At 68.3% G+C, this 21,738-nt stretch carries 22 protein-coding genes; 9 read left to right on the top strand and 13 right to left on the bottom strand.

Annotated elements, in window-relative coordinates; all coding sequences use genetic code 11:
• Positions 1-11: 11 nt before the first annotated feature.
• Genes D9C15_RS18395 through D9C15_RS18405 form a run of 3 tightly spaced genes read right to left on the bottom strand, consistent with a single transcriptional unit; the run spans position 12 to position 4,258 of the window.
• Positions 12-1,364 (bottom strand): DUF1329 domain-containing protein, encoded by a 1,353-nt coding sequence (locus tag D9C15_RS18395; protein ID WP_127999919.1) that lies wholly within the window; start codon positions 1,362-1,364, stop codon positions 12-14.
• A 15-nt stretch (positions 1,365-1,379) separates the two neighbouring features.
• Entirely contained in the window at positions 1,380-3,101 is a 1,722-nt protein-coding gene (locus D9C15_RS18400) for a DUF1302 domain-containing protein (RefSeq protein WP_164886769.1), read from the bottom strand.
• Between the two features lie 35 nt (positions 3,102-3,136).
• Positions 3,137-4,258, bottom strand: coding sequence for an FAD-dependent oxidoreductase (locus D9C15_RS18405; RefSeq protein WP_127999921.1), 1,122 nt, complete (start codon positions 4,256-4,258; stop codon positions 3,137-3,139).
• 266 nt (positions 4,259-4,524) lie between these two features.
• On the opposite strand from D9C15_RS18405, the gene D9C15_RS18410 reads away from it, so the two are divergent.
• Entirely contained in the window at positions 4,525-5,451 is a 927-nt protein-coding gene (locus tag D9C15_RS18410) for a LysR family transcriptional regulator (protein ID WP_127999922.1), read from the top strand.
• Positions 5,452-5,570: 119 nt separating this feature from the next.
• Here D9C15_RS18410 and D9C15_RS18415 read toward each other — a convergent pair whose 3' ends face one another.
• A complete protein-coding gene (locus D9C15_RS18415) occupies positions 5,571-6,716 on the bottom strand; it encodes an acyltransferase family protein (RefSeq protein WP_127999923.1) in 1,146 nt (381 codons plus the stop codon).
• A gap of 17 nt (positions 6,717-6,733) precedes the next feature.
• Positions 6,734-7,750 (bottom strand): CPBP family intramembrane glutamic endopeptidase, encoded by a 1,017-nt coding sequence (locus D9C15_RS18420; protein ID WP_127999924.1) that lies wholly within the window; start codon positions 7,748-7,750, stop codon positions 6,734-6,736.
• Between the two features lie 669 nt (positions 7,751-8,419).
• Here D9C15_RS18420 and D9C15_RS18425 point away from each other — a divergent pair.
• The 3 genes from D9C15_RS18425 (at position 8,420) to D9C15_RS18435 (ending at position 11,189) form a co-directional block, all read left to right on the top strand.
• A complete protein-coding gene (locus tag D9C15_RS18425) occupies positions 8,420-8,842 on the top strand; it encodes a GreA/GreB family elongation factor (protein WP_127999925.1) in 423 nt (140 codons plus the stop codon).
• Between the two features lie 144 nt (positions 8,843-8,986).
• On the top strand, positions 8,987-10,033 hold the full coding sequence (locus tag D9C15_RS18430) for a universal stress protein (protein ID WP_164886771.1): 1,047 nt from the start codon (positions 8,987-8,989) through the stop codon (positions 10,031-10,033).
• A gap of 901 nt (positions 10,034-10,934) precedes the next feature.
• On the top strand, positions 10,935-11,189 hold the full coding sequence (locus tag D9C15_RS18435) for a hypothetical protein (RefSeq protein WP_205854838.1): 255 nt from the start codon (positions 10,935-10,937) through the stop codon (positions 11,187-11,189).
• 264 nt (positions 11,190-11,453) lie between these two features.
• Here the strand turns inward: D9C15_RS18435 and D9C15_RS34580 are convergent, their stop codons facing one another.
• Positions 11,454-11,885: an endonuclease/exonuclease/phosphatase family protein gene (locus D9C15_RS34580; RefSeq protein ID WP_375138807.1), complete on the bottom strand. Its 432-nt coding sequence runs from the start codon at positions 11,883-11,885 to the stop codon at positions 11,454-11,456.
• Between D9C15_RS34580 and D9C15_RS34095 the strand changes: the two genes are divergently transcribed.
• The gene (locus D9C15_RS34095) at positions 11,817-12,038 is read left to right on the top strand and encodes a response regulator transcription factor (protein ID WP_240668474.1); all 222 of its coding nucleotides are present in this window, start codon (positions 11,817-11,819) and stop codon (positions 12,036-12,038) included. The genes D9C15_RS34580 and D9C15_RS34095 overlap by 69 nt on opposite strands.
• Here the strand turns inward: D9C15_RS34095 and D9C15_RS18445 are convergent.
• The 4 genes from D9C15_RS18445 to D9C15_RS18460 form a co-directional block, all read right to left on the bottom strand.
• A complete protein-coding gene (locus D9C15_RS18445) occupies positions 12,029-12,922 on the bottom strand; it encodes a helix-turn-helix domain-containing protein (RefSeq protein WP_164886772.1) in 894 nt (297 codons plus the stop codon). The two genes, D9C15_RS34095 and D9C15_RS18445, sit on opposite strands and share 10 nt — an antisense overlap.
• A gap of 133 nt (positions 12,923-13,055) precedes the next feature.
• Positions 13,056-14,177, bottom strand: a complete 1,122-nt coding sequence (locus tag D9C15_RS18450; RefSeq protein ID WP_127999929.1) for a GNAT family N-acetyltransferase — start codon at positions 14,175-14,177, stop codon at positions 13,056-13,058.
• A 9-nt stretch (positions 14,178-14,186) separates the two neighbouring features.
• Complete coding sequence (locus D9C15_RS18455) at positions 14,187-14,738, bottom strand: GNAT family N-acetyltransferase (protein WP_128000125.1); 552 nt, start codon at positions 14,736-14,738, stop codon at positions 14,187-14,189.
• 194 nt (positions 14,739-14,932) lie between these two features.
• Positions 14,933-15,466, bottom strand: a complete 534-nt coding sequence (locus tag D9C15_RS18460; protein WP_127999930.1) for a hypothetical protein — start codon at positions 15,464-15,466, stop codon at positions 14,933-14,935.
• Between the two features lie 218 nt (positions 15,467-15,684).
• Between D9C15_RS18460 and D9C15_RS18465 the strand changes: the two genes are divergently transcribed.
• Both D9C15_RS18465 and D9C15_RS18470 read left to right on the top strand, forming a co-directional pair.
• The gene (locus D9C15_RS18465) at positions 15,685-15,987 is read left to right on the top strand and encodes a hypothetical protein (protein ID WP_127999931.1); all 303 of its coding nucleotides are present in this window, start codon (positions 15,685-15,687) and stop codon (positions 15,985-15,987) included.
• Complete coding sequence (locus tag D9C15_RS18470) at positions 15,984-16,463, top strand: DUF3574 domain-containing protein (RefSeq protein WP_127999932.1); 480 nt, start codon at positions 15,984-15,986, stop codon at positions 16,461-16,463. The genes D9C15_RS18465 and D9C15_RS18470 overlap by 4 nt, the downstream gene beginning before the upstream one ends.
• A gap of 178 nt (positions 16,464-16,641) precedes the next feature.
• On the opposite strand, the gene D9C15_RS18475 is transcribed toward D9C15_RS18470, so the two are convergent.
• Together D9C15_RS18475 and D9C15_RS18480 are read right to left on the bottom strand one after the other, a co-directional pair.
• The gene (locus tag D9C15_RS18475; RefSeq protein ID WP_164886773.1) at positions 16,642-17,514 is read right to left on the bottom strand and encodes a helix-turn-helix domain-containing protein; all 873 of its coding nucleotides are present in this window, start codon (positions 17,512-17,514) and stop codon (positions 16,642-16,644) included.
• A gap of 88 nt (positions 17,515-17,602) precedes the next feature.
• Entirely contained in the window at positions 17,603-18,163 is a 561-nt protein-coding gene (locus tag D9C15_RS18480) for a nuclear transport factor 2 family protein (protein ID WP_127999934.1), read from the bottom strand.
• Between the two features lie 101 nt (positions 18,164-18,264).
• Here D9C15_RS18480 and D9C15_RS18485 point away from each other — a divergent pair, with 101 nt between their 5' ends.
• Complete coding sequence (locus D9C15_RS18485) at positions 18,265-19,221, top strand: LysR family transcriptional regulator (RefSeq protein ID WP_127999935.1); 957 nt, start codon at positions 18,265-18,267, stop codon at positions 19,219-19,221.
• Positions 19,222-19,293: 72 nt separating this feature from the next.
• Here D9C15_RS18485 and D9C15_RS18490 read toward each other — a convergent pair whose 3' ends face one another.
• Positions 19,294-19,647, bottom strand: coding sequence for a cytochrome-c oxidase (locus D9C15_RS18490; RefSeq protein ID WP_127999936.1), 354 nt, complete (start codon positions 19,645-19,647; stop codon positions 19,294-19,296).
• A gap of 345 nt (positions 19,648-19,992) precedes the next feature.
• Between D9C15_RS18490 and D9C15_RS18495 the strand changes: the two genes are divergently transcribed.
• Positions 19,993-21,696, top strand: coding sequence for an AMP-binding protein (locus D9C15_RS18495; protein WP_127999937.1), 1,704 nt, complete (start codon positions 19,993-19,995; stop codon positions 21,694-21,696).
• The last annotated feature ends 42 nt before the right edge of the window (positions 21,697-21,738 follow it).

A 21,738-nucleotide genomic window follows, 5' to 3' on the forward strand; every position in this document is an offset into this window, starting at 1 on the left:
CTGCTCCTTCTTCAGCGCACGCCTTCGCCGGCAAGCGCGTCGGGCGAGAACACGCCGTCGTCGAAACGCGGCTTCAGCGGGTACTGCGAGGCCTTCGCGTTGTAGAGGTTGCCGATGAAGCCCTGGCCCGAGATCAGGTCGTTGAAGCCGAACGAGCCGATCGGGTTGCCCGGCAGGTCGGGCGCGACGAAGGTCTGCGCCCACAGCGTCTTCCACAGCTGGCCCTTGGCGTCCCAGCGGTCGCCGAGCACGCAGATCCAGGTGTCCTCGTCGCAGTAGTAGCGGCTCTTGGGCGCCTGATGGCGCTGGCCCTGGCGCAGGTTCGCCTCGACCACCCACACGCGGTGCAGTTCCCAGCGCATGTGGTCGGGGTTGAAGTGGTTCTTCGCGATGACCTCGGCGTCGGTCTTGGGCTGCAGGAAGCGGTTCGCGTTGTAGGGGATGAACATCTCCTGCTTGCCGACCAGCTTCCAGTCGAAGCGGTCGAGCCGGCCGGTCCAGACCTCGATCTCGTCGAAGCTCATCACGCCGGCGGCCGCCGGCGTCGGCGTGTCGCAGCACGGATTGGGCAGCTTGCGCACGCGCCGCTGGCCGGTCAGGTAGACCCAGCCCTGGCTCTTGCTGCCGTCCAGGTTCTCGCGGCCGAGCACGGCCTCGCCCGCGCGGATCGGCGGGCCGGCGTTGACGAGCCGGATCAGCCAGAAGTCGTTGCTCTTCGCGAAGGCCTCGGGGCTGCCGCCCTCGAAGTAGTACGGCATCTGCTGCTCGGCGCGGCCGTCGGTCGTCAGCACGGCCTTGCCGTCGGCGGTCAGCTGGTACTGGTTGATGTTGAACTCCCACGACGTCCCGCGCCAGCGCAGCAGGTGGTTCCAGATCACCTCCGCGCCGGTCTTCGCGATCGGGAACGGGATGCCGCCGTAGGCGCCCTCGACCACGTCGCCGTTGAGCTTCGCGCGGGTCGCGTTCTTCAGCGTGTTGTCGTAGACCCACTGCGGCGCGGCCGCGGTGCGATGGGTCTTGTAGACGTCGATGCGGTAGCTGTCGGGGTACTTCTTCAGCAGCGCCTTCTGCCCGTCGCTGAGCTTGTCGGCGTACTGGTCGGCGTTCTTCGCGTTGATCGAGAACAGCGGCTTCTCGTCCTTGAACGGATCGCCGCGCCGGCCGCCCGGCTTGTCGCCGGCGATCGGCGTGGTGTGGCCGCCGGTCCACGCGGGAATGCTGCCGTCCTTGTTGCCGGCCTTCTCGGCGCCGAAGGGCGTCAGCTCGGTCTTCAGCTTCGCGGCCTCCTCGGCCGACACGGCGGCGAGCGCGGGCCCGAAGGCCAGCGCGATGCACGCGGCCAGGGTGATGCGGGTGAGCGTCATGCGGGGCTCCTGTGATCAGAACGTGCGGCGCAGCGACAGCGCCAGGTGGTTGCGGTCGGCCAGCGGGTTGCCGTCGCCGAAGACCGGCGTGCCGCCGGCCAGGATCGGCGAGAAGTCGACGAACGGCACGGCCTTGCCGATGTAGTGCGTGTAGCTCATCGCGAACTGCCAGACGCCGAGGTAGCTGCCCTCGAGGCCGAGCGTCGCGGTGCCCGTGCCCCGGGCGCCCCAACCGGCGCCGGTGACCGAGGAGTTGCCGTCGAGCACGTAGCGCAGGCCGACCGGCACGCTCAGGTCCAGCCCCGGCAGGGCCTGGCGATAGCTCGGCGTGTAGATGAACTGCAGCGCGGTCGCGTCGCGCGTGGCGGCCTTGTCGAGCTCGCCGTTCGGGTCGTCCTTGGACAGCACACGGTTCCAGGCGATCTCGGCGACGAGGACCGATTCACGCGCGATGAAGCTCGGCCCGAAGGTCGCGAGCGTCGACAGGTTCAGGTGCGCGGTGCGCCCGAGCGCCGGCTGCGGCTGCGGCGCGCCGACGCCGCCCGGGTAGATCATGTTCGTGCTGCGCAGCGGCATGTCGTCGCGCACCGAGGCCTCGCCGGCGACGTTGAAGTCGCCGAACGAATGCGAGGCGCTCACGCCGACCGTCTTGACGTCCGCCGGGAACTTGTAGAACCACGTGCCCGGCAAGGTGCCGAACGGGCTCGGCGGCGCGGCCGGATTCAGGTTGCCGTAGAGCTGGCCCGACTTGTCGTGGAAGCGCGCGGCATAGGCACCGAGGTCGGTCTCGCCGAGGCGCCACTTCAGCTGCAGGCCGAACTGGCCCGAGTCCTTCGGCTTCTGGTGCGCGCCGGGGGTCAGCACGTAGTTGCCCGAGATCGGCGTACCGGCCGGGATGCTGACGAACTCCGGCTGCTGCGAGCCCCAGGGCACGTTGGCCGTCGAGAAGTAGCTGCCCGCGGGCGCCAGACGGTCTTCCTCCCAGCGGAACTGCACGTAGCCGCCGAGCGAGACCTCGGGGCTGATCTGCAGCTGCGCCGACAGCTGCGGCACCGGGCGGATGATCTCCTTGAACTGCGCGTTCGGCGAGGCGAGCAGCTTGTCGATGTCGACCGGGCCCTGCGCGCGCGCGATGCCGCTGTCACCGAAGAACAGGCTCTCGCCGTACTGCAGCGCGTGGCGGCCCAGGCGCGCCGTCAGCTTCATGCCGTTGCCCAGGCGCCAGCCGCCGAACACGAAGGCGTCGAGCAGCTCGGCCTTCTCGCCGGCGATCTTCTTCGTGCGCTCCGGGAATTCGTCGAACGGCGTCTGGCCGATCGTCGGGTCGTTGTCGGCCTGCGTCTTGCGGTGCAACTGGTCGTCGTACCAGGCGGCCGCGCTCAGGCGCAGGCCGAAGTCGCGCTTCCAGACGGCATCGAACTCGGACAGCAGGTCGGCCCGCGCCGACACCAGGCCGCGCTTCTGGAAGTTCTGGTCGCCGGCGTTGAAGTTCAGCGCCTGCGGGAACGCGAACGAGGCCGGCGCCGGCGGCGGCGCGCCGGTGGGCACCTGGCGGAACGAGTCCTTCAGCGCCGGGTCGGCAGCCTCGGTGCGGAACTTCGTGCTCAGGCGCACGCTGTTGTCCCAGCGCAGCGACCAGTCGGGGTGGCCGGTCTCGATCTCGAAGGCCTGGGCGCTGCAGGCCAGCGCCGCCGCGGCGGCGAGCGCCGTCGGTCGCAGCGCGTGAAGGGTGGTCATCGGGTGTCTCCTGGTCTCGGTGGAAGTGCTTGCGGTCATGCCGGTTGCGCGACGGTCTGCGCCAGCTTCGCCATCAGCAGGCTCAGGTCCGCGCCGCTGTCGGGCTGCAGGTCCCAGCGCGCCGCGGTGGTGGTGATCTCGTGCACGCGCCGCACGCGCTCGGCGCGCCGGCGCTCGAAGGCCTCGAACAGCGGCTCGCGGCCGGTGTCGGCGTCGAGCAGGTCGGCCAGCACACGCGCGTCCTCGACGGCCTGCGCGGCGGCCTGGCCGAAGTGCGGCGGCAGCGCGTGCGCGCAATCGCCCACCGCCAGCACGGCACCGCGGTGCCAGGGCACCTCGAGCAGCGCGGCGCGCGCGGGGCGCCGCGTGATCGGCGTGGTCTCGTCGAGCCGCGGCGCCAGCGCGCGCAGGCGCGGTGCAAAGGTCGCCAGCGCCCGGCGCAGGTGCTCGGCCGGCGTGCTGCCTGCGGGCGCCACGCTCGGCTCGGTCAGCGCCAGCCCCGCCTGGTCGTGGCGCACCGGCACCAGCACCGCGCGCCGGCCCGCGTCGCCGTGGGCGATCAGCGGGCGGTCGAGGTCGACCGGCCGCGGCAGCAGCGCGTACCACCACGACTGCGGGAGTTCGGACGCCGGCAGCGCGTGCGGAAACAGGGCCTGCGGCAGCGCGCTGCCGGCACCGGCCGCGAGCACGACGAGGTCCGCCTCGACCGGCTCGCCGCGCTCGACCACTACCCGCGCTTCGCCCGCGTGGTCGTGCACCGCCTGCACCCGCGCGGCGCGCCGCAGGTCGACGCCACGCGCCAGCGCCGCACGTTCGAGCAGGCGATGCAGCTCGTCGTGGCGGATGCCGAGCGCGGCGGGAAAGCGCGGGCCGGCGAGCCGCTCGGTCGGCAGCTCGTGCAGGTGCCGGCCATGCCGGTCGATCACGTCGATGCCGCGGTACGGGAAGCCGGCGCGCACGCAGTCGTCGCCGACGCCCAGGGCCACGAGGTCGCGCAGCATGTTCGGCACGACCTCGATGTGCGCGGCCAGCGCACGCGGCTCGGCGGCCTGATCGAGCAGCTGCACGCGCAGCCCGCGGCTCGCTGCGGCGAGCGCGCAGCACAGGCCCGCGAGCCCGGCGCCGATCACGCAGACGCGCACCAGGCGCTGCGTCATCGCAGCACCTCGTGCATCGCAGGCGTGAGTTCGCCCTCCGCATGGCCGTGAGCCATTCGTTGTCTCCGTGTCGTGGTGTCAGTGCCCCCAGGGCCGGGCTGCGCCCGACCCGCCCCCGCGGGGGGCAAGGCCGCTTGGGGCGGCCCGGCGCGTCCTTGGGAATCGGGTTGACGAGAGATTACAAAGCCGCGCCCATTCAGCAAAATGGTTTGCGCGGATGAGGCGCATGGACGCGATGAATACTTTTCGGGTTAACCCTTGACGCGATGCGCTTCAACAAGCTCGACCTGAACCTGCTCGTGGCGCTCGATGCGCTGCTGACCGAATGCAGCATCACGCGCGCCGCGGAACGCGTGCACCTGTCGCAATCGGCGATGAGCAACGCGCTCGGCCGGCTGCGCGACTACTTCGAGGACGAGCTGCTGGTGCAGGTGGGTCGCCGGCTCGAGCCGACGCCGCGCGCCGAGATGCTGCGCGAGGCCGTGCGCGACGTGCTGGTGCGCATCGACACCTCGATCGCTGCACAGCCGCAGTTCGATTGCACGAGCTCGGACCGCGAGTTCCGCCTGTGCATCTCTGACTATTCGATGGAGGTGCTGCTGCCGCGCGTGCTCGAGATCGCCGCGCGCCGGCGCAGCACGGTGCGCTTTCGCCTGCAGCCGCAGGTGGCGTACCCGGCACGTGCGCTCGAGCGCGGCGAGGCCGACCTGCTGGTGATCCCGAAGGCCTACGTCTCGCCCGACCATCCGACCGAGCTGCTGTTCAACGACGAGTTCGTCTGCACCGTCTGGCGCGAGAGCAGCCACGCGCGCCGCGGCCTGAGCTTCGAGGACTACGCGAGCGCCGGCCATGTCGTGATGCAGCCGGTGGACACCGACAAGCCGGCGTTCGAGAGCTGGTTCGTGCAGCGCTTCGGTCTCTCGCGCCGCATCGAGCTGACCACCTACAGCTTCGCCGCGCTGCCCTTCCTCGTGGTCGGCACCGAACGGGTCGCGACGGTGCATTCGATGCTCGCCCGCGCCGTCGAGCCCGCGCTGCCGGTCAAGCTGCTGCCGCTGCCGCTGCCGATGCCGCCCTTCGAGCAGGCGATGCAGTGGCACCGGCACCGCTCACTGGACCCGGGGCTGCTGTGGCTGCGCGAGGTGATGAAGGACGCTGCGCGGGCGCTGCCGGACAGCGGCGCTCGGGCCTGAGCCCGGGCCGGGCGCCACAGCTCCCGGACCACGACGACCGGCAGCCGTCGCATGCGCGGCTCGTTGCGCACGCGGCGCAGGACAGAGATGCCTCTCTGCGAACCGCCTGTTCGGCAGGATCAAAGGATGCGCGTAGCGCCAGGTGCTCTGCGCAACCAACCGGCCATCCAGAACGAAACCACCGTCGAGGCCGCGCCGATCACCGCGAACTTCAGCAGAGCCGGGCCGTGCCACCCTGCGGCGAGCACCGACAGGCCCACCAGGACGGGCGCATGCACGATGAAGGCGCCGTAGGCGCTGTTGCTCCAGCGACTCCATTGCTCGCTCGCACGGTTGAAGTGTGTGCGGAACACGTACAGCAGCCCGGCAATGACCCCCCAGGCGACCAGCGGCTCCCAGAAGGCGTACACGATTGCCGGCAGCGACAGGCCACCGCTGAAGTTCACCGGCTTGCCTTCGAGTGCGCCGGCCAACGCGGCGGCGACGAAAAGCCATGGCACGGTGAGCAGCGACACGACGCCCCAACCCTTCGCCTGCTCGGCAGTCACGCGTTCGAGCCACCGGCCCGCCGCAGCGCGGCAACCCACGGCGAAGAGAAACACGTAGGAGGCGAAGTAGCCGAGCTGGAGGCCAAGTACCGACTCGCCGACCGGCACCGCTTGTCGGATCAGTAACGCTGCGGCGCCGACGCCCAGTGCGCCAAGCAGCCAGGCCCGCCACGACGGCACTCCGTCGTCGGACACGACGGGCGCTGCGGCACGAGCACCTCGCGCCTTCGACCAGGCCACCCAAGCCAGCGCAAACAGCAGCAGCGCCAGCGCGAACCACAGCGGCCCGATGACGAAGCTGCCCCGGGCGATCATCTCCGTCCAGCGTTCGAGCACGGGCTTGCCGGCCGGCACTCCGGCGAGCGCCACGCTCAGGGGGCCGAGCACGAAGCCGAACACCAGCAACGGAACACCCAGGCGGAGGAGCCGTTCGCCGATGTAGCGGGCCGTCCCCTTCTTGCGCCACGAGGCCGGCGTGAAGTAGCCGGCGATCAGGAAGAACATGCCCATGAAGAAGGCCTGGTTCACTGCAGTCAGCAGCGTGAGCAGGAGGCTGCTCGGTGCACCGCCATCGGCGACTTCGCGATAGAACCACCCGCCGCTCGCGCCGTAGGTGATGGCCGTGTGATGCACGATGACCAGCACCGTCAGCACGACACGCAGCCGGTCGATGAAGTCGGTGCGCGGTGGCGCGACGCTGGCTTCGATGTGGTTCATGGCGTCGTCTCGATACCTCAAGCGAGCCAGCGTCCAAGCGCGAACCCGATGTGGGTGGTGGCGTGGGCCAACATCGCGCTCTCGAGGCTTCGGCGCCAGAATAGCCAACCATAGGCCAGGCCGGCCAAGAGGTTCAGGCCCACGGTTCTTGCAACGATCGGCCCGCTCAACGCCACGCTCTGCGCCAGGGCCGGGAGATGGCCGATGGCGAAGATGGCGGCTGCGACGACGATGCCGACCCAGGCCGAGACGATCGACGGCTGTCGGCCACTGTCGGCTGCGAGCCCTTGCAGGCGCAACACGCACCAGACGACAAGGCTCATCACCCCCCAGCGCATGATCACCTCTTCGGCCAGACCGCCGTAGAGCACGCCCAGAAGCATCGTCGGCAGCCACGGCGACGAGTCGGCCTGAGAGCGAGCCTGTGACCAGCCGGGGCCGAGTCGTTCCGCGACTGCCGCGTCGATCACCATCAGGATCAGGGCGAGGACCAGCCCGACGACGGCTGCGACAGGCGCGTCCAGGCGTGCACCGGTGCTGCCTGCCAGCACGCTGCGAAGACCGGCGCGCTTTGCGGCGGCGGCGCCGACGGCGGCCATGACGGTGACCAGGATCAAGGGGTTCAACAGCAGCATCAGCCGCACCACCGGGGCCGGCAACTCGCGCAACGATGGAACGCGCTCGAACAGCGCAGTCGGGGGTTCCTGCATCAACAGCGACGCGACACCCAGCAGGCCGATGCTCCAAACCGGCAGGAAGCGCCGGGCAAAACCGCTCGCCGGATTCATGGCCGTCCTGCTTTCGATCGCGTGCGGGTGGATTTCATGCAGCACCAACGTGCGCTGACAGTGGACCGAGGAATACACCGGGCAGAGCTGCGCGAAGCCGAGTGGCTGCGCATGCCGGTCTGCCCGGCCAGTCGCAAGGAGGACATGGCACTCGGAGCCGGCCCGGCGCGCGGCAAGGAACTCGCACGCGAGGTCGGTGTCCCTGTCCTGGCCATAGAGCCGGCGACAGTCTTCGAAAAGAGGCACCCGCCGCTCGACATCGGCGGCGGTGGCACGCCGGATGAAACCAGTCGTCGCTGTCGAGATGATGTCGCATGCAGGTACCGCATCCTCGGTCCAGTTTGCCGCAAGTCGCTACGAGGGCGCGCGCGCAGCCGCGCTCGTCCTCCCCGGGCTCAAATCGGTCCAGTGCGCCGGCCATGCGGCATGGCTGGGCGGCCGCCACGCAAAGCAGCCAGGCCGCCGCACGCGCCAGGCGAGTCATGGCGCTCTTCATCGCCGCGAGCTGCCGGGCCACGGAGCCGCTTCGATGGACGGTTCTCGCGGCACGGTCGACGGGTCGATGGAGCACCGCGACTTGCCAATGCAATACGCCTACGTCCCAGTGCGACTTCCCCTGCCAGAATTGCTCCGACAGGGCAGCGGCGATAGACTGCCCGCATGAGTTCCATCGATTCCAAACCCGCGTTCGGCGGTGCATTCAGCGAGGCGGCATGTCGTGCTGCTGTGTCGCCATGCACTGCGCAGCCGCGTGCCAGGATGGGGACTCACACCTGTCAGCCGGCCGCACATCCCTAGGCCCGGCGATCACTTCCACTCCATTTGCGCAAACCTCAGATCGCCGGGCTCCTGGCTCGCGCGTAGATGCGTGTCTCCGACCCGGAGGCACCCAGTCTTGCTCTGAAGGAATGCCTCGTGGAAGTCGTGACACTCGAGCGTACGCTCACTGAACTGGACCATGTCCGCCTCCTGAACCTGCTGCGTCGAGACGCGCAGGGGGACGGCTCCGCCGCACACTTGCGGGCCATCGAGGACGTGCTCGACGCCTCTGCCGTCGTGCCCTCCCGTGAGGTGGCGCCCGACGTCGTGACGATGTACTCGCAGATCCTTCTGCAGGACAGCCAGACCGGCGAGCGCAATACGCTGACGCTGTGCTATCCCGCGGATGCCGAGCCCGCGGCGGGTTTCGTATCGGTCCTGTCACCGGTCGGCAGCGCCGTGCTCGGGCTGCAGGTTGGAAGCCTTGCGCGCTGGCGCACCCCGTCCGGCGACGAGAAGGCGGCGGAAGTGCTGGCCATCCTCTTCCAGCCCGAGTCGAGCGGCGACTACGCGATGTAGCCCCCACGTGCAGCCACCGAGCTGCACATCACGCGGGCGGCGTCAACGGGCCTGCATTACACCCTCGGAGCGATGCACATCGCACCGCGGGCACGCGCTCGTCTGACGCCTCTCGGAACTCGCGTTCTCAAGAGGACCACACAAGTGACATCGTTCGAATCCCTTCTGGTGGCGACCGACTTCTCGGTCGACGGGAACAACGCGGTGCGCCGCGCCGCGCTGCTGGCACACGAGCACGGCACACGCCTGCACATCCTGCACGTTGTCAAAGCGGCTGGCTGCAGGCTGCTGCGCGACTGGTATTCACCCACTCTCGATCTCGACCTGAGAACGGCGCAAGCCCGTGGCGCATTGCAGCGTGTGGCGGTCGAGATCACCGCCGCCTACGACGTTGTTCCCACGATCGAAGTCCTGGTCGGCGACCCACTCGAGACTCTGCTGCGCGTATCGGAACGCGCGGACCTGGTCGTGATGGGTCGGTGCGGCCGCAGCCGCCTTGGCCGCTTGCTGGTCGGCAGAACGACCGAACGCCTGCTGAGGACGTGCCGACGTCCCGTGCTCGTCGTCCGCAGGCCCGTCGAACAGTCGTACCGGCAGCTGTTGGTGCCGATCGACTTCACGGCGTCGTCGGATGCGGCTATCCGAGTCGCTGCGCACATGCGGCAAGAGGCCAGGATGCAGGTCTTTCACGCCATCAACTCCCGGCGCGACGCCGTGCTGCGCGACGCCGATGTGCCGGAGCGCATCATCAGGGAAACACGCCTGTTGGAGGAAGCAGGAACCAACGCACGCATGCGTCGCCAGGTCGCTGGCCTTGGCTTGGACTGCTCGCCCATGGACTTTGCGCTGGCGTACGGGTCGGCTGTGGAATCAACCGTGCGTCACGCTCGGCAGCTGGGAGCCGACCTCATCGTGGCCGGGAAGCAGGGTCGCTCGACGGTGGGTGGCTTCCTTCTCGGCAGCGTCAGCAGCGGCGTGCTGGCCGAGTCGGCCTGCGACATGCTCATCGTGCCGCGGCCTCGGGACAGTTCTCCGCTCCACGCTGCGACGACCGTCATGCCTCGACTCGACCCGGAGGCCCACCCGGACAACGCAGCCCGCGCCCAGAGCGAGGCAGCGCATGCCGGTGCGTCGAACCACGGCCATTGGATCCACAACACGGCACGCTTCATGCCGCGGAGAACATCATGATCACGACTGGAATGCCGTGGGTCGCCCTGGCCCCGATGGAGCCGCACAGGTGCTATCAGCTCGCCTGGTTCATCTATGGATGGATCGAACGCGAACATCTCCTCAACGTGAACTCCTGTACGAACTGGTGGATGCAGGTGATCGGGTCTTCGGCGAGTCAGCGCAGGCCCACTCGGAGCGTCTCGCAATCAGTCTCCCGCCGGTCCAGCGACAGGTCTTGATCCACGAGATTGCTCGGTCCGAAACGTCTGAACACCGATCTCCGCCTCAGAGTCAAACGCCCCTGTGCAGGGCCTTTCAACCGCACCTTGGGGCAAAGCGATCCTGCGCACGGGGCAACCTGGCCTAGACCAACAATGGTTTCGGAAACGTTCCAAGACCTCTGACCGCGGTCGAAGTCAGTGCTTGGCTGTTAGGTCCGCATTGACTTGAGGGATGCTGGTGGCGGATTTGCGAGACCAGCAGCCCCTCAGCTGCTGACTTAGGACGACTGGGTAACCGTCTACGACGACGGTGGTCCGTTGCAGCATTCTCGGTCACTCGTGCACGAGGACCCAACTCACGCCAAGCGACATCAAGCAGTCACTCGGGATCGACCCTCAGCTGCCCTACGCGGCGCTCCAACGCTGCGTGACGGCCTGGCCTCGGCCTCAATCGTTCTGCATCCACGAAGCAGTCACTCGCGGCCACCGGGACCCGGCCACAAGCGGTCGACACGGAGCGACCGCTATTGGCGTGCCTGAACAGTCCTTTGGACGTTAGGATCATGAGCATGATCAAGGTGTAGCGCTCTGCTCATGACGCTGGACGAAATCAAAAGGCATCGGATGTCAGCAAGACCATCCTGAGCCAGTGCAACAACTTCCTTTCACTCCGACTGACAAACGACACGGACCAGGCTGTGATCAAACGCCTCATGCCGGATTCCTTGGCTGGCCTTACCAGCATCCTCCCACTGCTGGATACTGGCGAGGCCTTGATGCTCGGTGACGCCGTTCTTCTCCCTTCTAGGATTCGCCTTGACAAGCCGGTCATCACCCCCGATAGCGCGACGCGGGACTTCTGGAAGGAGTGGGGCAAGCAGGCGCCGGATGTCGAGGCCATCAACGTCGCCGTCGAGGCACTGCGAAGTCAGACACGCCCGAAGGCAGCCTGACGAACCTCGGGCTCAGCTTCGTTCAATCAGTGACTATTCGCATGTGCCTGCCGCAGCCTGGAGGAGGTTTGCGCTGCCCAACTTGTCGTGAACGTCTGGTTCTTGGGACGAAGCGTCACCGGCTGAACGACAGGAGCGGGTCGCGCCTTGACGGCCAGGCCGGCGGGTTCGCCGCCCGGAACCCGTCAACCATTTTGGGGATGCTCCGGAGCTGACGTTCGTCGTCGGTAGTCCCGGTCAGGAGCGGCCGTTGGAAAACCCCCGCTAAAGGCTGAGGCGAACGCGAACGGGTCGATGGTCGCTGCCCAGGTCTGGCCCGAGCGAGGAGTCCTCCAGCTTGATACTCGGCGTGACGAGGACGTGGTCGAGCGGGAGTATCGAAAGCCACCCCCAAGCATTCGGCCAGGTAGGCTGGAGCCCGTTGGCACGTTGGAGTGGCGCCGTTGCTCGCAGGCCCGTCGACCAGGGGGTGTCGTTCATGTCGCCGAGGAGAATGCCGTGAAACTTCGGCAGACGCGATCGGGTACTTCGAAAGAATGCCGAGTCCGAACTGGTCGTCGCTCGGCGCGAGCACCCGATGCGGCTACGCGCGTGGCTGCCTGGTGCGCAGTGATACGCAACAACCGCGTGACGACGCGGAACGATGGCCAGGTTGGCCGAACCGGGCTGACGGCGCGCCAACGGGAACTGCTCCACCTGCTGGCACAGGGACGTGATGATGCGCAGATCGCAGCGACCCTGTCGTCGAGCGAGAAGACAGTGCGCCATCAGACCAGCGCCCGGTACGCCAAGCTCGGCGTAGCGCCGTTCGGCGGGAGCGCGCACCAGCCGAACGGCTCTCAGAGATAGACCGTACCGCCGCCGGTCGCCTGGCGAAATGTCTGCGCCAGAGGCGATTGGCGCGCCCGCACGAATCGCTGCGGCGTCAGGCCGGTGAGTTGGCGCACGACACGCGACATGTGCGACTGGTCGGCGAAGCCGACGTCGGCGGCGATGTCAGCCAGCGACGCGCCGTGCGCCTGGGCGCGGCGCGACACCGCCTGCAACCGCGCCACCTGCGCCAGGTGGCGGGGCGAGGTGCCGATCCAGCGGCCAAAGTCGCGTTCGAGCTGGCGGCGGGAGACAGCCTGCTCGTCGGCCAAGGTCTCGATCGGCAGCCTCGGCTGCTGGCACAAGCGCATCGCCGCCCGGCCGGCGCGCAACGCGGTGCGGTCCAACTTCCGCGCGGCGGTGGCCCGTTCCTCCAGCCAGGATGCGAAGGTCAGCAGCCGAGCTTCGAGTGTCGGCGCGAGCGCGATGCCGGACTCGAGTCTGCGCGTCACACGCTGGTCGAGCAGGCCGGCCACCGGCGCGCGGATGCGCGGCACACGGTCCAGCGGCTGGCTGTCGAGCAGTTGCACCACGCCGAGCGGCGTGAGCAGCGCGAACAGCGTGACGCAGTTGCCTGCCCCGTTGAAGGCCCCGGTCCATTCGCGGATGCCGGTCAGACTGGTGTTGTGTCCATGCGCGCCCTTCTGCTCGATGCTGGCGGCCGCGCGGCCGAGGTTCACGCTGAGCATGATGGACTCGTGTGGTGCCACGGCCATCGGCAGCGGACCGGAGCAGGCAATCTCGGTGGCCATCAGCGCACGGACGTAGGGTCGCAGGGCGCCACTGACGGGCAGCGCCCGGACCTTGGTGCCTGTGTCGCTCAGTCCATCCATGGCCATGTCCTTGCGGGCTGCGATCCGCACGGGGGCGGCTCCACGGCCCGCATTGTTTCCGCCTGCGCGGAGTTCACAAGGGACCGGTGTCCCGCCGACCGTCCGGGCGAGGAAGGAAGGTACTGCCCGGCGGGACAAACGTCCCGCCCGGCGCATCGACACTTCAGTGGCGAAGCGGCAGTTCCATGAAGCGCACCACGTCCGTCAGCCCCGGCATTGCCGCCCGCGCCTGGGCGAACGCGGGCACGTCGCGGAATCCGAACGCTGCGTAGATCGCACGGGCTTCGCGCATGAACGTCGTCGTCTCGAGTCGAAGCGTCCGGAACCCCTCGGCGCGCGCTGCCGCGATCAGGCGATACAGCAGAGCCCTGCCGATCGAGTGCCCGCGCGCGGACTGGCGCACGAACAGCCGCTTGACCTCCGCCACGTCATCGTCAACCGGCTTCAGCGCCACCAGCCCGGCAGGGCGGGCATGCAGATGCGCCAGCAGCAGACGTCCGCGGCCCGCGAGCATCGCATCCGCGTCGGCCGCGAAGGACGCATGATGCCTTTCCATCTCGGCATCGACGTCGTCGAAGCGGATGCCGTGTTCCGCCTCCAGACGTTCCACCGCCCACGGCACGTACTCGCGCAGCAGCGAGTCGATCACCGGCCAGCGTTCTCGATCGGACAGGCGCTCTATGGACACGACCGATGCAAGCGAAGGAACGTGCGGAGTCGGCGCGTGCACATGGCGCAGCGACGGGTCGACAACGAGCGTCAGCTCGACGCGCATCCCGTCAGGATCAGAGAACGACATCGTCTGGAAGGCACCGAGATCGTCGATGCGTCCGTCGCTGGCGCCGCACGCCATCAGTCGGCGGCGCAGGTCTGCAAAGGCCTGCGCCGTCGCAACCGTCAGGGCGATGTGATCGAGACGACCGCGCTCCAAGGCTCGCTCGGCGGCCGGGACGCGGGCTGGCGCAGCCACTTCGACAGGATGCAGCCACGACAGGGAACCGCAACGCACGATGGCATGGCGCAGGCTCGGCGTCTCCTCGCTGAACACATGCTCGAGCCCGAGCACGCCGCAATAGAAGTCGAGGAAGCGGCCCAGATCGAGCGTCAGGATGGCGGCGTGATTGAGGGAGTCGATGAGCGGTGTAGATGATGGCGATGGCATGTCGAGGGGAACTCGTGGCGTCGGTTCCCCAGTCTCGTGCGCGCTCCGGGGCGGGTCTTGCACGAACGCGACATGTTGCGCCCCGGCGCGCTTGTTGGCATGCGGACCATGCTCGCGCGCCATGCCTGACACTCACGCCGGAGGCCACTCCTCCCGCGTGATCACATGGGTGGCCAGGTCGGTTCCGTACCATCTCTCAATGCCTCGATATCGCATGCGCAGGCGATCCATCACACCTGCAGAGGCGGCGTTTTCAGGGTGGCGCACTGCGATGAGCTCCGGCGCCGCGAGGGTGTCGAACGCAAAGGAAGCCATGCACAACGCGGCTTCGGTTGCCAGGCCCCGGCGCCAGTAGTCAGGGTGCAGGCGCCAGCCGATCTCGAGCGGGTTGCTCCGCAGGGCCTCGAGGTCAGAAGGGAGGTCGGCCTCCTTGCGGGAGTGCTGGATGCAGCCAGCACCCGCTATGCGGCCGCTCTGTGTGTCGATGAAGGACCACCAACTCGTCCCAAGGGCTGCCCAGGCACGCTGAACGCGTGCGATCGCGGCCGCGGTCTGCTCACGGCTTTCGGGCGCGCCGCTGATGTAGCGCATGACTTCCGGCTTCTGGTTCATCGCGTACAGGCCATCGAGATGCCTCTCTGCGAAGGGCTCCAACCGCATGCGCCTTGTATGGAGAGTAACCATGGTCACGGAGTCCTCGTCGAGCGCTCGAATCAGGGCTTTCGGGAGTCGGGCCTTGGCCGTCCTCGACAGTTCGACGGGTCAGGCCAACGGATGGATTGACTCGTCGTGCCAAGCAAGAGGCAATCATAGAAGGGGCGACTGGCTCGCTGCCAGCGTTCGCGCCCTTGGCCGGGCTGGGTCGAGCCCCGGGGCACTCAGAACGGCGGCTGATCGGAAATGAAGTAGCCGCGGAAGGTGGCGCGACCAGTGGCCGCCTTCGGCGGCAGCAGCACGCGCAGATAGCCAAAGTCACCCAGGTTCGTCGACGTCCAGCCACGATGGGCGGACGACGCGGGCAGCGGCAACAGGCCCAGGCCGTAGTCGCCCACCAGACCACCGGCGTACCGGAAGCTCGTACAGCCTCCACCGGTCGTGTGCCAGACGGAAGTGCAAAGCTGCGCACGCACGCCTGGAATCACGTCACCGACGCTCGCGCCGTTGTCGAAGCCGTGCACGTTCAGCGTCCTGATCGATGCCTTGGGGAAGGTGCTGTTGTCCGGGATTGCGCACACCACGCTCATCGTTTCGGTGCTCGAGTCGTTCTGCAGCGCGAAGCCGAGATCGATGGCCCGGCCGCCGAATGTCTGGCAAGCGAAAGCGTGCACGCGCACCTCACGCGAATGTGCCGCGGACGGTGCGCCGAGAGAAGCGATCAACGCCGCGGCGACAAACCAAGACCTGGTGTTCACTGCAATGGACTCCTGTTGAAAAGGTGCGCGAATCAGAACGCGGCCGCGCTCTCACGACGGTGCGCGGGCCGATCGTCGAGGAACACGCAAGCGGCGTCTTGAACAGGCGCGACATGAGCAGGCTGTCGCAAAGCTTCAAGACCCGCACCACGCACACGACGACAGTGCGCGTTCCCGCCGCACGGGCTTGCTGCGGCGGTCCACCGCAGGAGAGTCAAATGGCAGTCTTGATCACCGCGGAAGTCCGCGGCCAAACGGAACAGGGTTACGACGGCATGCTGGCCGTTCTGGGCAACGCGATCCGCCGCGCGCCGGGCTTCGTCTTCCACGCGGCGCATCCGGTAGCCGGCGGCGGGGGCTGGCGCAGTTTCGAGGTCTGGCACTCGCAGGCCGAGGCGAACCGCTTCTTCGCCCGGCACATCGCGCCGAACCTGCCACCGGGCGTGCGCCCCAAGCGCTCGGTGCAGGAACTGCACAGCGTGTTGACGGCCGTCGCGGCCGACGTCGGGAGCCAGCCATGAGGCGCGCAGCGATCACCGCGGCGTTGCTGGGGCTCGCGATCACCGCCGCGCCGGCGGCCCGCGCGCAACACGTCGAGCCCGACTTGCAGGCGCGTATCGCCGCACCTGTCGCCAACGGGCACGAGCGCCTGCATTGCCGCGGCCTGTCCGATGCCGAGGCCTTCGTCCGCACCGAGCTGTTCTTCGGCCTCTCGCGGCCGGGCGGGGTCGTTACGGAGCAGGACTTCAAGGGCTTCCTCGATGCCTACGTCACGCCGCGCTTCCCGGACGGACTGACGCTGCTCAGCGGCGTCGGCCAGTTCCGCGATGCCAGCGGCACGACCATCGTCGAAGGCTCGAAACTCCTGATCCTGCTGTACCCGCGAAGCGATCGCGACGCCGACAGCAAGATCGAGCAGATCCGCACCGACTACAAGCGCGCGTTCCAGCAGCAGTCGGTGCTGCGCAGCGACGACGCGTCGTGCGTTTCGTTCTAGGAGCCGCACCAGGCCGCTTGTCAGCGCACTCGGGCACGTCGCGATCGTTACCGACGATCTCGATCGCTTCATCGAGGTCTACAGCCGCTCGGTTGCCCGGCACCTGCACCGGATGCAGCCACGCGTGCGGCGACAGGGTCGCCGACATGGCCTGGCGCCGGCGCACTGCGCAGGCGACCTACAGGTACACCGCACCGCCACCGGTGGCCGCGCGAAAGGCCGCGGCGATCGGTGTGCGCTGGGTCCGCACGAATTGGAGCGGCGTCAACCCGGTCATCTGGCGAACCGTGCGCGACATGTGCGCCTGGTCGGCGTAGCCGAGATCGGCCGCGATGTCCGCCAGCGCCGCTCCGCGCTGCCCCTTGCGCGCAACCCCTTGCAGCCGTGCGACCTGCGCGAGGTGGCGCGGTGACGTGCCGACGTAGCGTGCGAAGTCGCGCTCGAGCTGTCGGCGGCCGACGTGCTGGCGCTGCGCCAGCGCCTCGATCGGCACGTTCGGTTCGGCACACAGCTGCATCGCAGCCCGTCCCGCGCGCAGCGCCGCCGGCGCCTGGCACCGCTGCAGGCAGGCCCGCTCCTCGAGCCACTTCGCCAACGCGCGCAGCTTCGCGTCGAGTCCGTCGGCGAGCGCGACCTCGGATTCGAGTTCGCGCGTCAGCCGACGATCGAGCAGGTCGGCCATGCGGGCGCGGATGCGCGGCACGGTCTCCAGCGGCTGGCTGTCCAGCAGGTGCATGGCTCCCAGCGGGGTCAGCGCCGCGAACAGCGACACGCAGTCGCCCGCGCCGGCGAACGAGCCGGTCCAACGGCGGATGCCCGTGACATGCGTGTTCTGGCCATGCTCCGACTTGTTCTCGATGCAGTCGGCACCGCGGCCGAACTGCACGCTGAGCATCACCGAGTCGTGCGGCGCGATGGCCAGCGGGATCGGCCCGCCCCGCTCGACCTCGACGGCGACGAGTGCGCGCACGTGCTCGCGCAGCGCGCCTTCGACGGGGAGCAGGTGCGTGTGAATGCCGTTCGACGTCGGCAAGAGGCTGCCCTCGCCCATCGTGTCGCTCCCCGGATGACATGGGTCGGCAACTCGCGCACGCGAGCCCGCGACCTCGAACGCACAAGGCATTCAGGTGCTCCTGCGGCTATGACGCCGACCGTCCCTGGGCCAGCGCGGCGGCCTGTTGCAGGCTGATTCCTTCGGCCAGCGGGTCGGCATGGCGGTGCGCGAGCAGCCATTGCTCGCCCTCGCGGCGGAAGACCAGCGTGACACGCAGGGACCAGGGTTGCCCCGGCAGCCCGCCCACTTCGGCATGCGTGCGTTCGATCGCGGCGAGCACCACGAGGTCGGCCGAACGATAGGCCTGGATCAGTTCGAGCGATGAATCCCTGCCGTTCCTGAAGAAGCGTGAAATGGACTCCCAACGCTCGTCCGACAGGTCGACAGGGCGCGTCGGCGGGCCGCCGAACGGCGCCATCAGCGTGAAGTCGGCGCCGGGCCGGATCTGGCTGCGGTAGCCCTTCACGTCGCCCTTCATCAGCGCCACATGCGCCTGCGAGGCGAGCGAGACCAGTTCGGCGACGACGCCATCGGAGGCGCCGCTGTCGGGAGGATCGGCCGCGAGCGCGGGCGGTACGGCCCACCCGGCGGCGGAGGCGAGGGCCGGTCCGGCGGCGCCCAGGATCGAACGGCGTGTGGGGGGCATGTGGGGTGCTCCTTCAGGATGTCTTCGCAGGAGGCCGGGGCCTCGGTATTGCAAGGATCGTCGCGTCGCCGCAGTGAATCAAGAGATATGATTTCATTGACATGCTGAATGAGATTGATCTCTCCAGAGCCGATCTGAACCTGCTGGTGCTGTTCGAAACGGTGTACGAGGAGCGTCACATCGGGCGCGCCGCCGAACGGCTGCACGTGACCGCATCGGCCGTGAGCCACGGGGTCGGCCGGCTGCGTCGCCTGCTCAACGATCCGTTGTTCCTGAAGGCGCCCAAGGGTGTGGTGCCGACCGCGCGCGCCGTACAACTGGCCGGACCGCTCGCCGAGGTGTTGGCCCGCGTACGCGCGGTGATCGCCACCGTCGAGCCGTTCGACCCTGCACGATCGACACGCCGTTTCACGATCGGTGCGCCCGATGGCGCGTCGGCCGTCTTCCTGCCGCCCCTGCTCGCCGCGCTGCGCCGGTCGGCGGCAGGCATCGACATCGGCGTGCGGCAGCTGCTGCCGGTCCCCGGCGAATCGGCGCCCGAGCGCGCCTGGCGTTCCGCCTGGGCGGACCTCGACGGGCGCGTGATGGACCTCGCGGTCGTGCCCACCGATGACATCCCTCTGCGCTTCACGAGACGGTCTCTCTACGTGGAGGACTTCGTGCTGGCGATGCGCGCCGGTCATCCGTACGCGAGCGAGCCCAGCTGGGACCGCTATTGCGAGGCGCAACATCTGGTCGTCTCGCTCGGGGGTGATCCCCGTGGCTTCGTAGACGAGGCACTGGCACGGCAAGGGCGAGTGCGACGTGTCGCGTTGACCGTTCCGAATTTCATGTTCGCGCTGGCCGTGGCCGCCGAGACCGATTTGATCTGTGCCGTGCCGAGGCACTTCGCCGCTGCGCATGCCGCCCGCTTCGGCCTGGTGGCGGTGGAGCCGCTGATGCCACTCGGGCGGTCCACGATCAACCTGGTGTTGCCCGAAGTCGCCCTGATGGACGCCGGAGTGGCATGGCTGGTCGCGTTGCTCGAGCAGGTCGGTCGGCCGGCCGCCGCGCAGTGATGCAGCGTTCGTGCAGGCGCATGTCCTGCCGGGCCCGGCCGGCGGCCAGGAACACCGAGACGACGATCGACGCTAATCGACCGACGTCCGCTGCGTGAGACGCCGGAACACGTTCACGGCGAACAGCAGCACGCCGAGCGCCACCATCGAGGAGCCGAGGGCTACCGGCAGCAACAGGAAGGTTCCGCTCACCCGGCTCCAGGCGAAGCCGCCCATGAAGGCGACCAGTCCGACCGTGTGAAGCCAGTAGTGCGCCCGCGGCAGCCAGCCTTCCTGCAGGTGCGGGTGTGTCGCGTACAGCAATCCGATCAGGGCGAGCGCGACCCACCCGAGCAGATTGAGGTGGGCATGAACGTGCATCAGCCGGAAGTCCTGGTTGGCTCCCATGTAGATGCCCAGGCCGACGCCCAGGACGAAGAAGGCCACGGCGGTTCGAATCAATCGGTGAGAGAGCATGTCGCGGACTCCACTGCATCGCAGGCGCTGAAACCGCTCATCCTGCGTCATCGGAGCACGTCGATCTTGTAGATCTGCGACATCCCGACACGCGCCACCTTGGATCGAGACACCTCGCCGGCGCGCAGCGATCGCGGCCGGCCGATGCCGCAAATCGACAAGACCCGCGCGCCGCGTGTGGTCAGAGTCGGCCTGATGCGCTCTCTGATTCAAACACCCATGCCGCCCCACCTTCTCGACACTCCTTTCACCACGCAGCGGCAGCCCATTTGTCGCCGTTCACCCGTCTCTGATCACGCGCAAGCTCCCAGGCTCATGAAGCACGACGTGCCGGTCGCCGACGACTGCCTGGCACTGCAACGGCTCTATCACTTCGAGCGCAGCGAATCCGACAGGGTGGCCTTCATCCAGCCGATGGGAGCTTCCCACGGCGGGGAGGTGCGCGAGATCACCTGGCGCGACGCACTCGATCAGAGCCGCCGCGCGGCCGAGCACTTGCGCCGCATGGGCCTGCCTGCGGGCAGCAAGATCGCGATCCTGTCGAAGAACTGCGCTCACTGGCTGCTCGCCGACTACGCCATCTGGATGGCAGGGCACGTTTCGGTGCCCATCTACCCGACGCTCGCGCCCCAGACGGTGCAGCAGATCCTCGGCCACAGCGAGGCGAGGCTGGTCTTCATCGGCAAACTCGACGATGAGGACACCCTGAAGTCCGGCATCCCGGCCGGCATGGCAGGCATCAGCCTGCCGCTGGCCCCACCGAACCCCCATCTGCCTTGGGACTTCATCGTCGCGACGACCCCCGCGTTGCAGGGCAACCCGATCAGGCCCGCCGACGACTTGGCGACCATCGTCTACACCTCGGGCACGACCGGCGTCTCCAAGGGCGCCATGCACACTTTCGGAACCTTGGCGTGGGCGGCCCAGTGCGGCATCCGCCGCGTGCCGCTTGAGCACGATGGCCGCATGCTGAGCTACCTGCCGCTGGCCCATGTGGCGGAGCGAACGATGGTGGAGCATGGCCAATTGGCCACGGGCGCGCAGGTGTACTTCGCGGAATCGCTGGACACGTTCGTCGCGGACCTGCAGCGTGCTCGGCCGACGGTGTTCTTCTCCGTGCCGCGTCTGTGGCTGAAGTTCCAGCAGAACATCCTGGAGAGGATTCCACGCCGCAAGCTGAAGGTTCTTCTGAGCATCCCGGGCATCCGGGTGCTCGTTCGAAGGAAGATCCTGAAGACCCTGGGCCTGGACGCCTGCAAGTTCGCGATCGGCGGTGCTGCGCCCATGCCCCCCGAGCTCCTGCGCTGGTACACGGACCTGCGCCTGCCCATTGCGGACGTCTACGGCATGACGGAGAACGGTGCCCTGTCGCATTCGACCCTGCCGCTGCGCCAGAGGATCGGCACCGTGGGCTGGCCTTTTGAAGGCGTCCAATCCCGGCTCGATCCGGACAGCGGCGAGATCCAGGTGCGCAGCGGCGCGCTCATGAAGGGCTACTTCAAGGCCCCGGAGCTGACGCGCGAGTCGTTCACGGCCGACGGCTGGCTGCGCACCGGCGACAAGGGCGTGATTGACGCAGACGACGGCGCACTCCAGATCGTCGGACGCGTCAAGGAGCTGTTCAAGACCAGCAAGGGCAAGTACGTGGCGCCGGCGCCCATCGAGAACCGGCTCGTGATGCATGCCGGCATCGATGCATGCGTGGTGGTCGGCGCCGACCTGCCGCAGCCTGTCGGTCTGGTGCGCCTGGACGATGCCGCATGGGCCGCGGCCAACGATCCGGCGATCAGGCGGCGGATCACGGCGTCGCTGCACGAACACCTCGCCGCGCTGAACGCGCCACTGGATCCGCACGAACGCCTGGACCAGCTCATCGTGGTGAGCACGCCGTGGACGGTGGAGAGCGGCCTGCTGACGCCGACCTTGAAGATCAGGCGCCATCGGTTGGAGGAGCTCTACCGGCAACAGCTCCGGAAGTGGTCCGAAAGCACGGCTGCCATCGTCTGGGAGTCCGCCTGATCCGGGGCCGGCGGCCCGACGCGGGCGTGAGACCGAGCCCTC

Source organism: Piscinibacter defluvii (genome assembly GCF_004011805.1).
Taxonomy (GTDB): domain Bacteria; phylum Pseudomonadota; class Gammaproteobacteria; order Burkholderiales; family Burkholderiaceae_C; genus Piscinibacter; species Piscinibacter defluvii.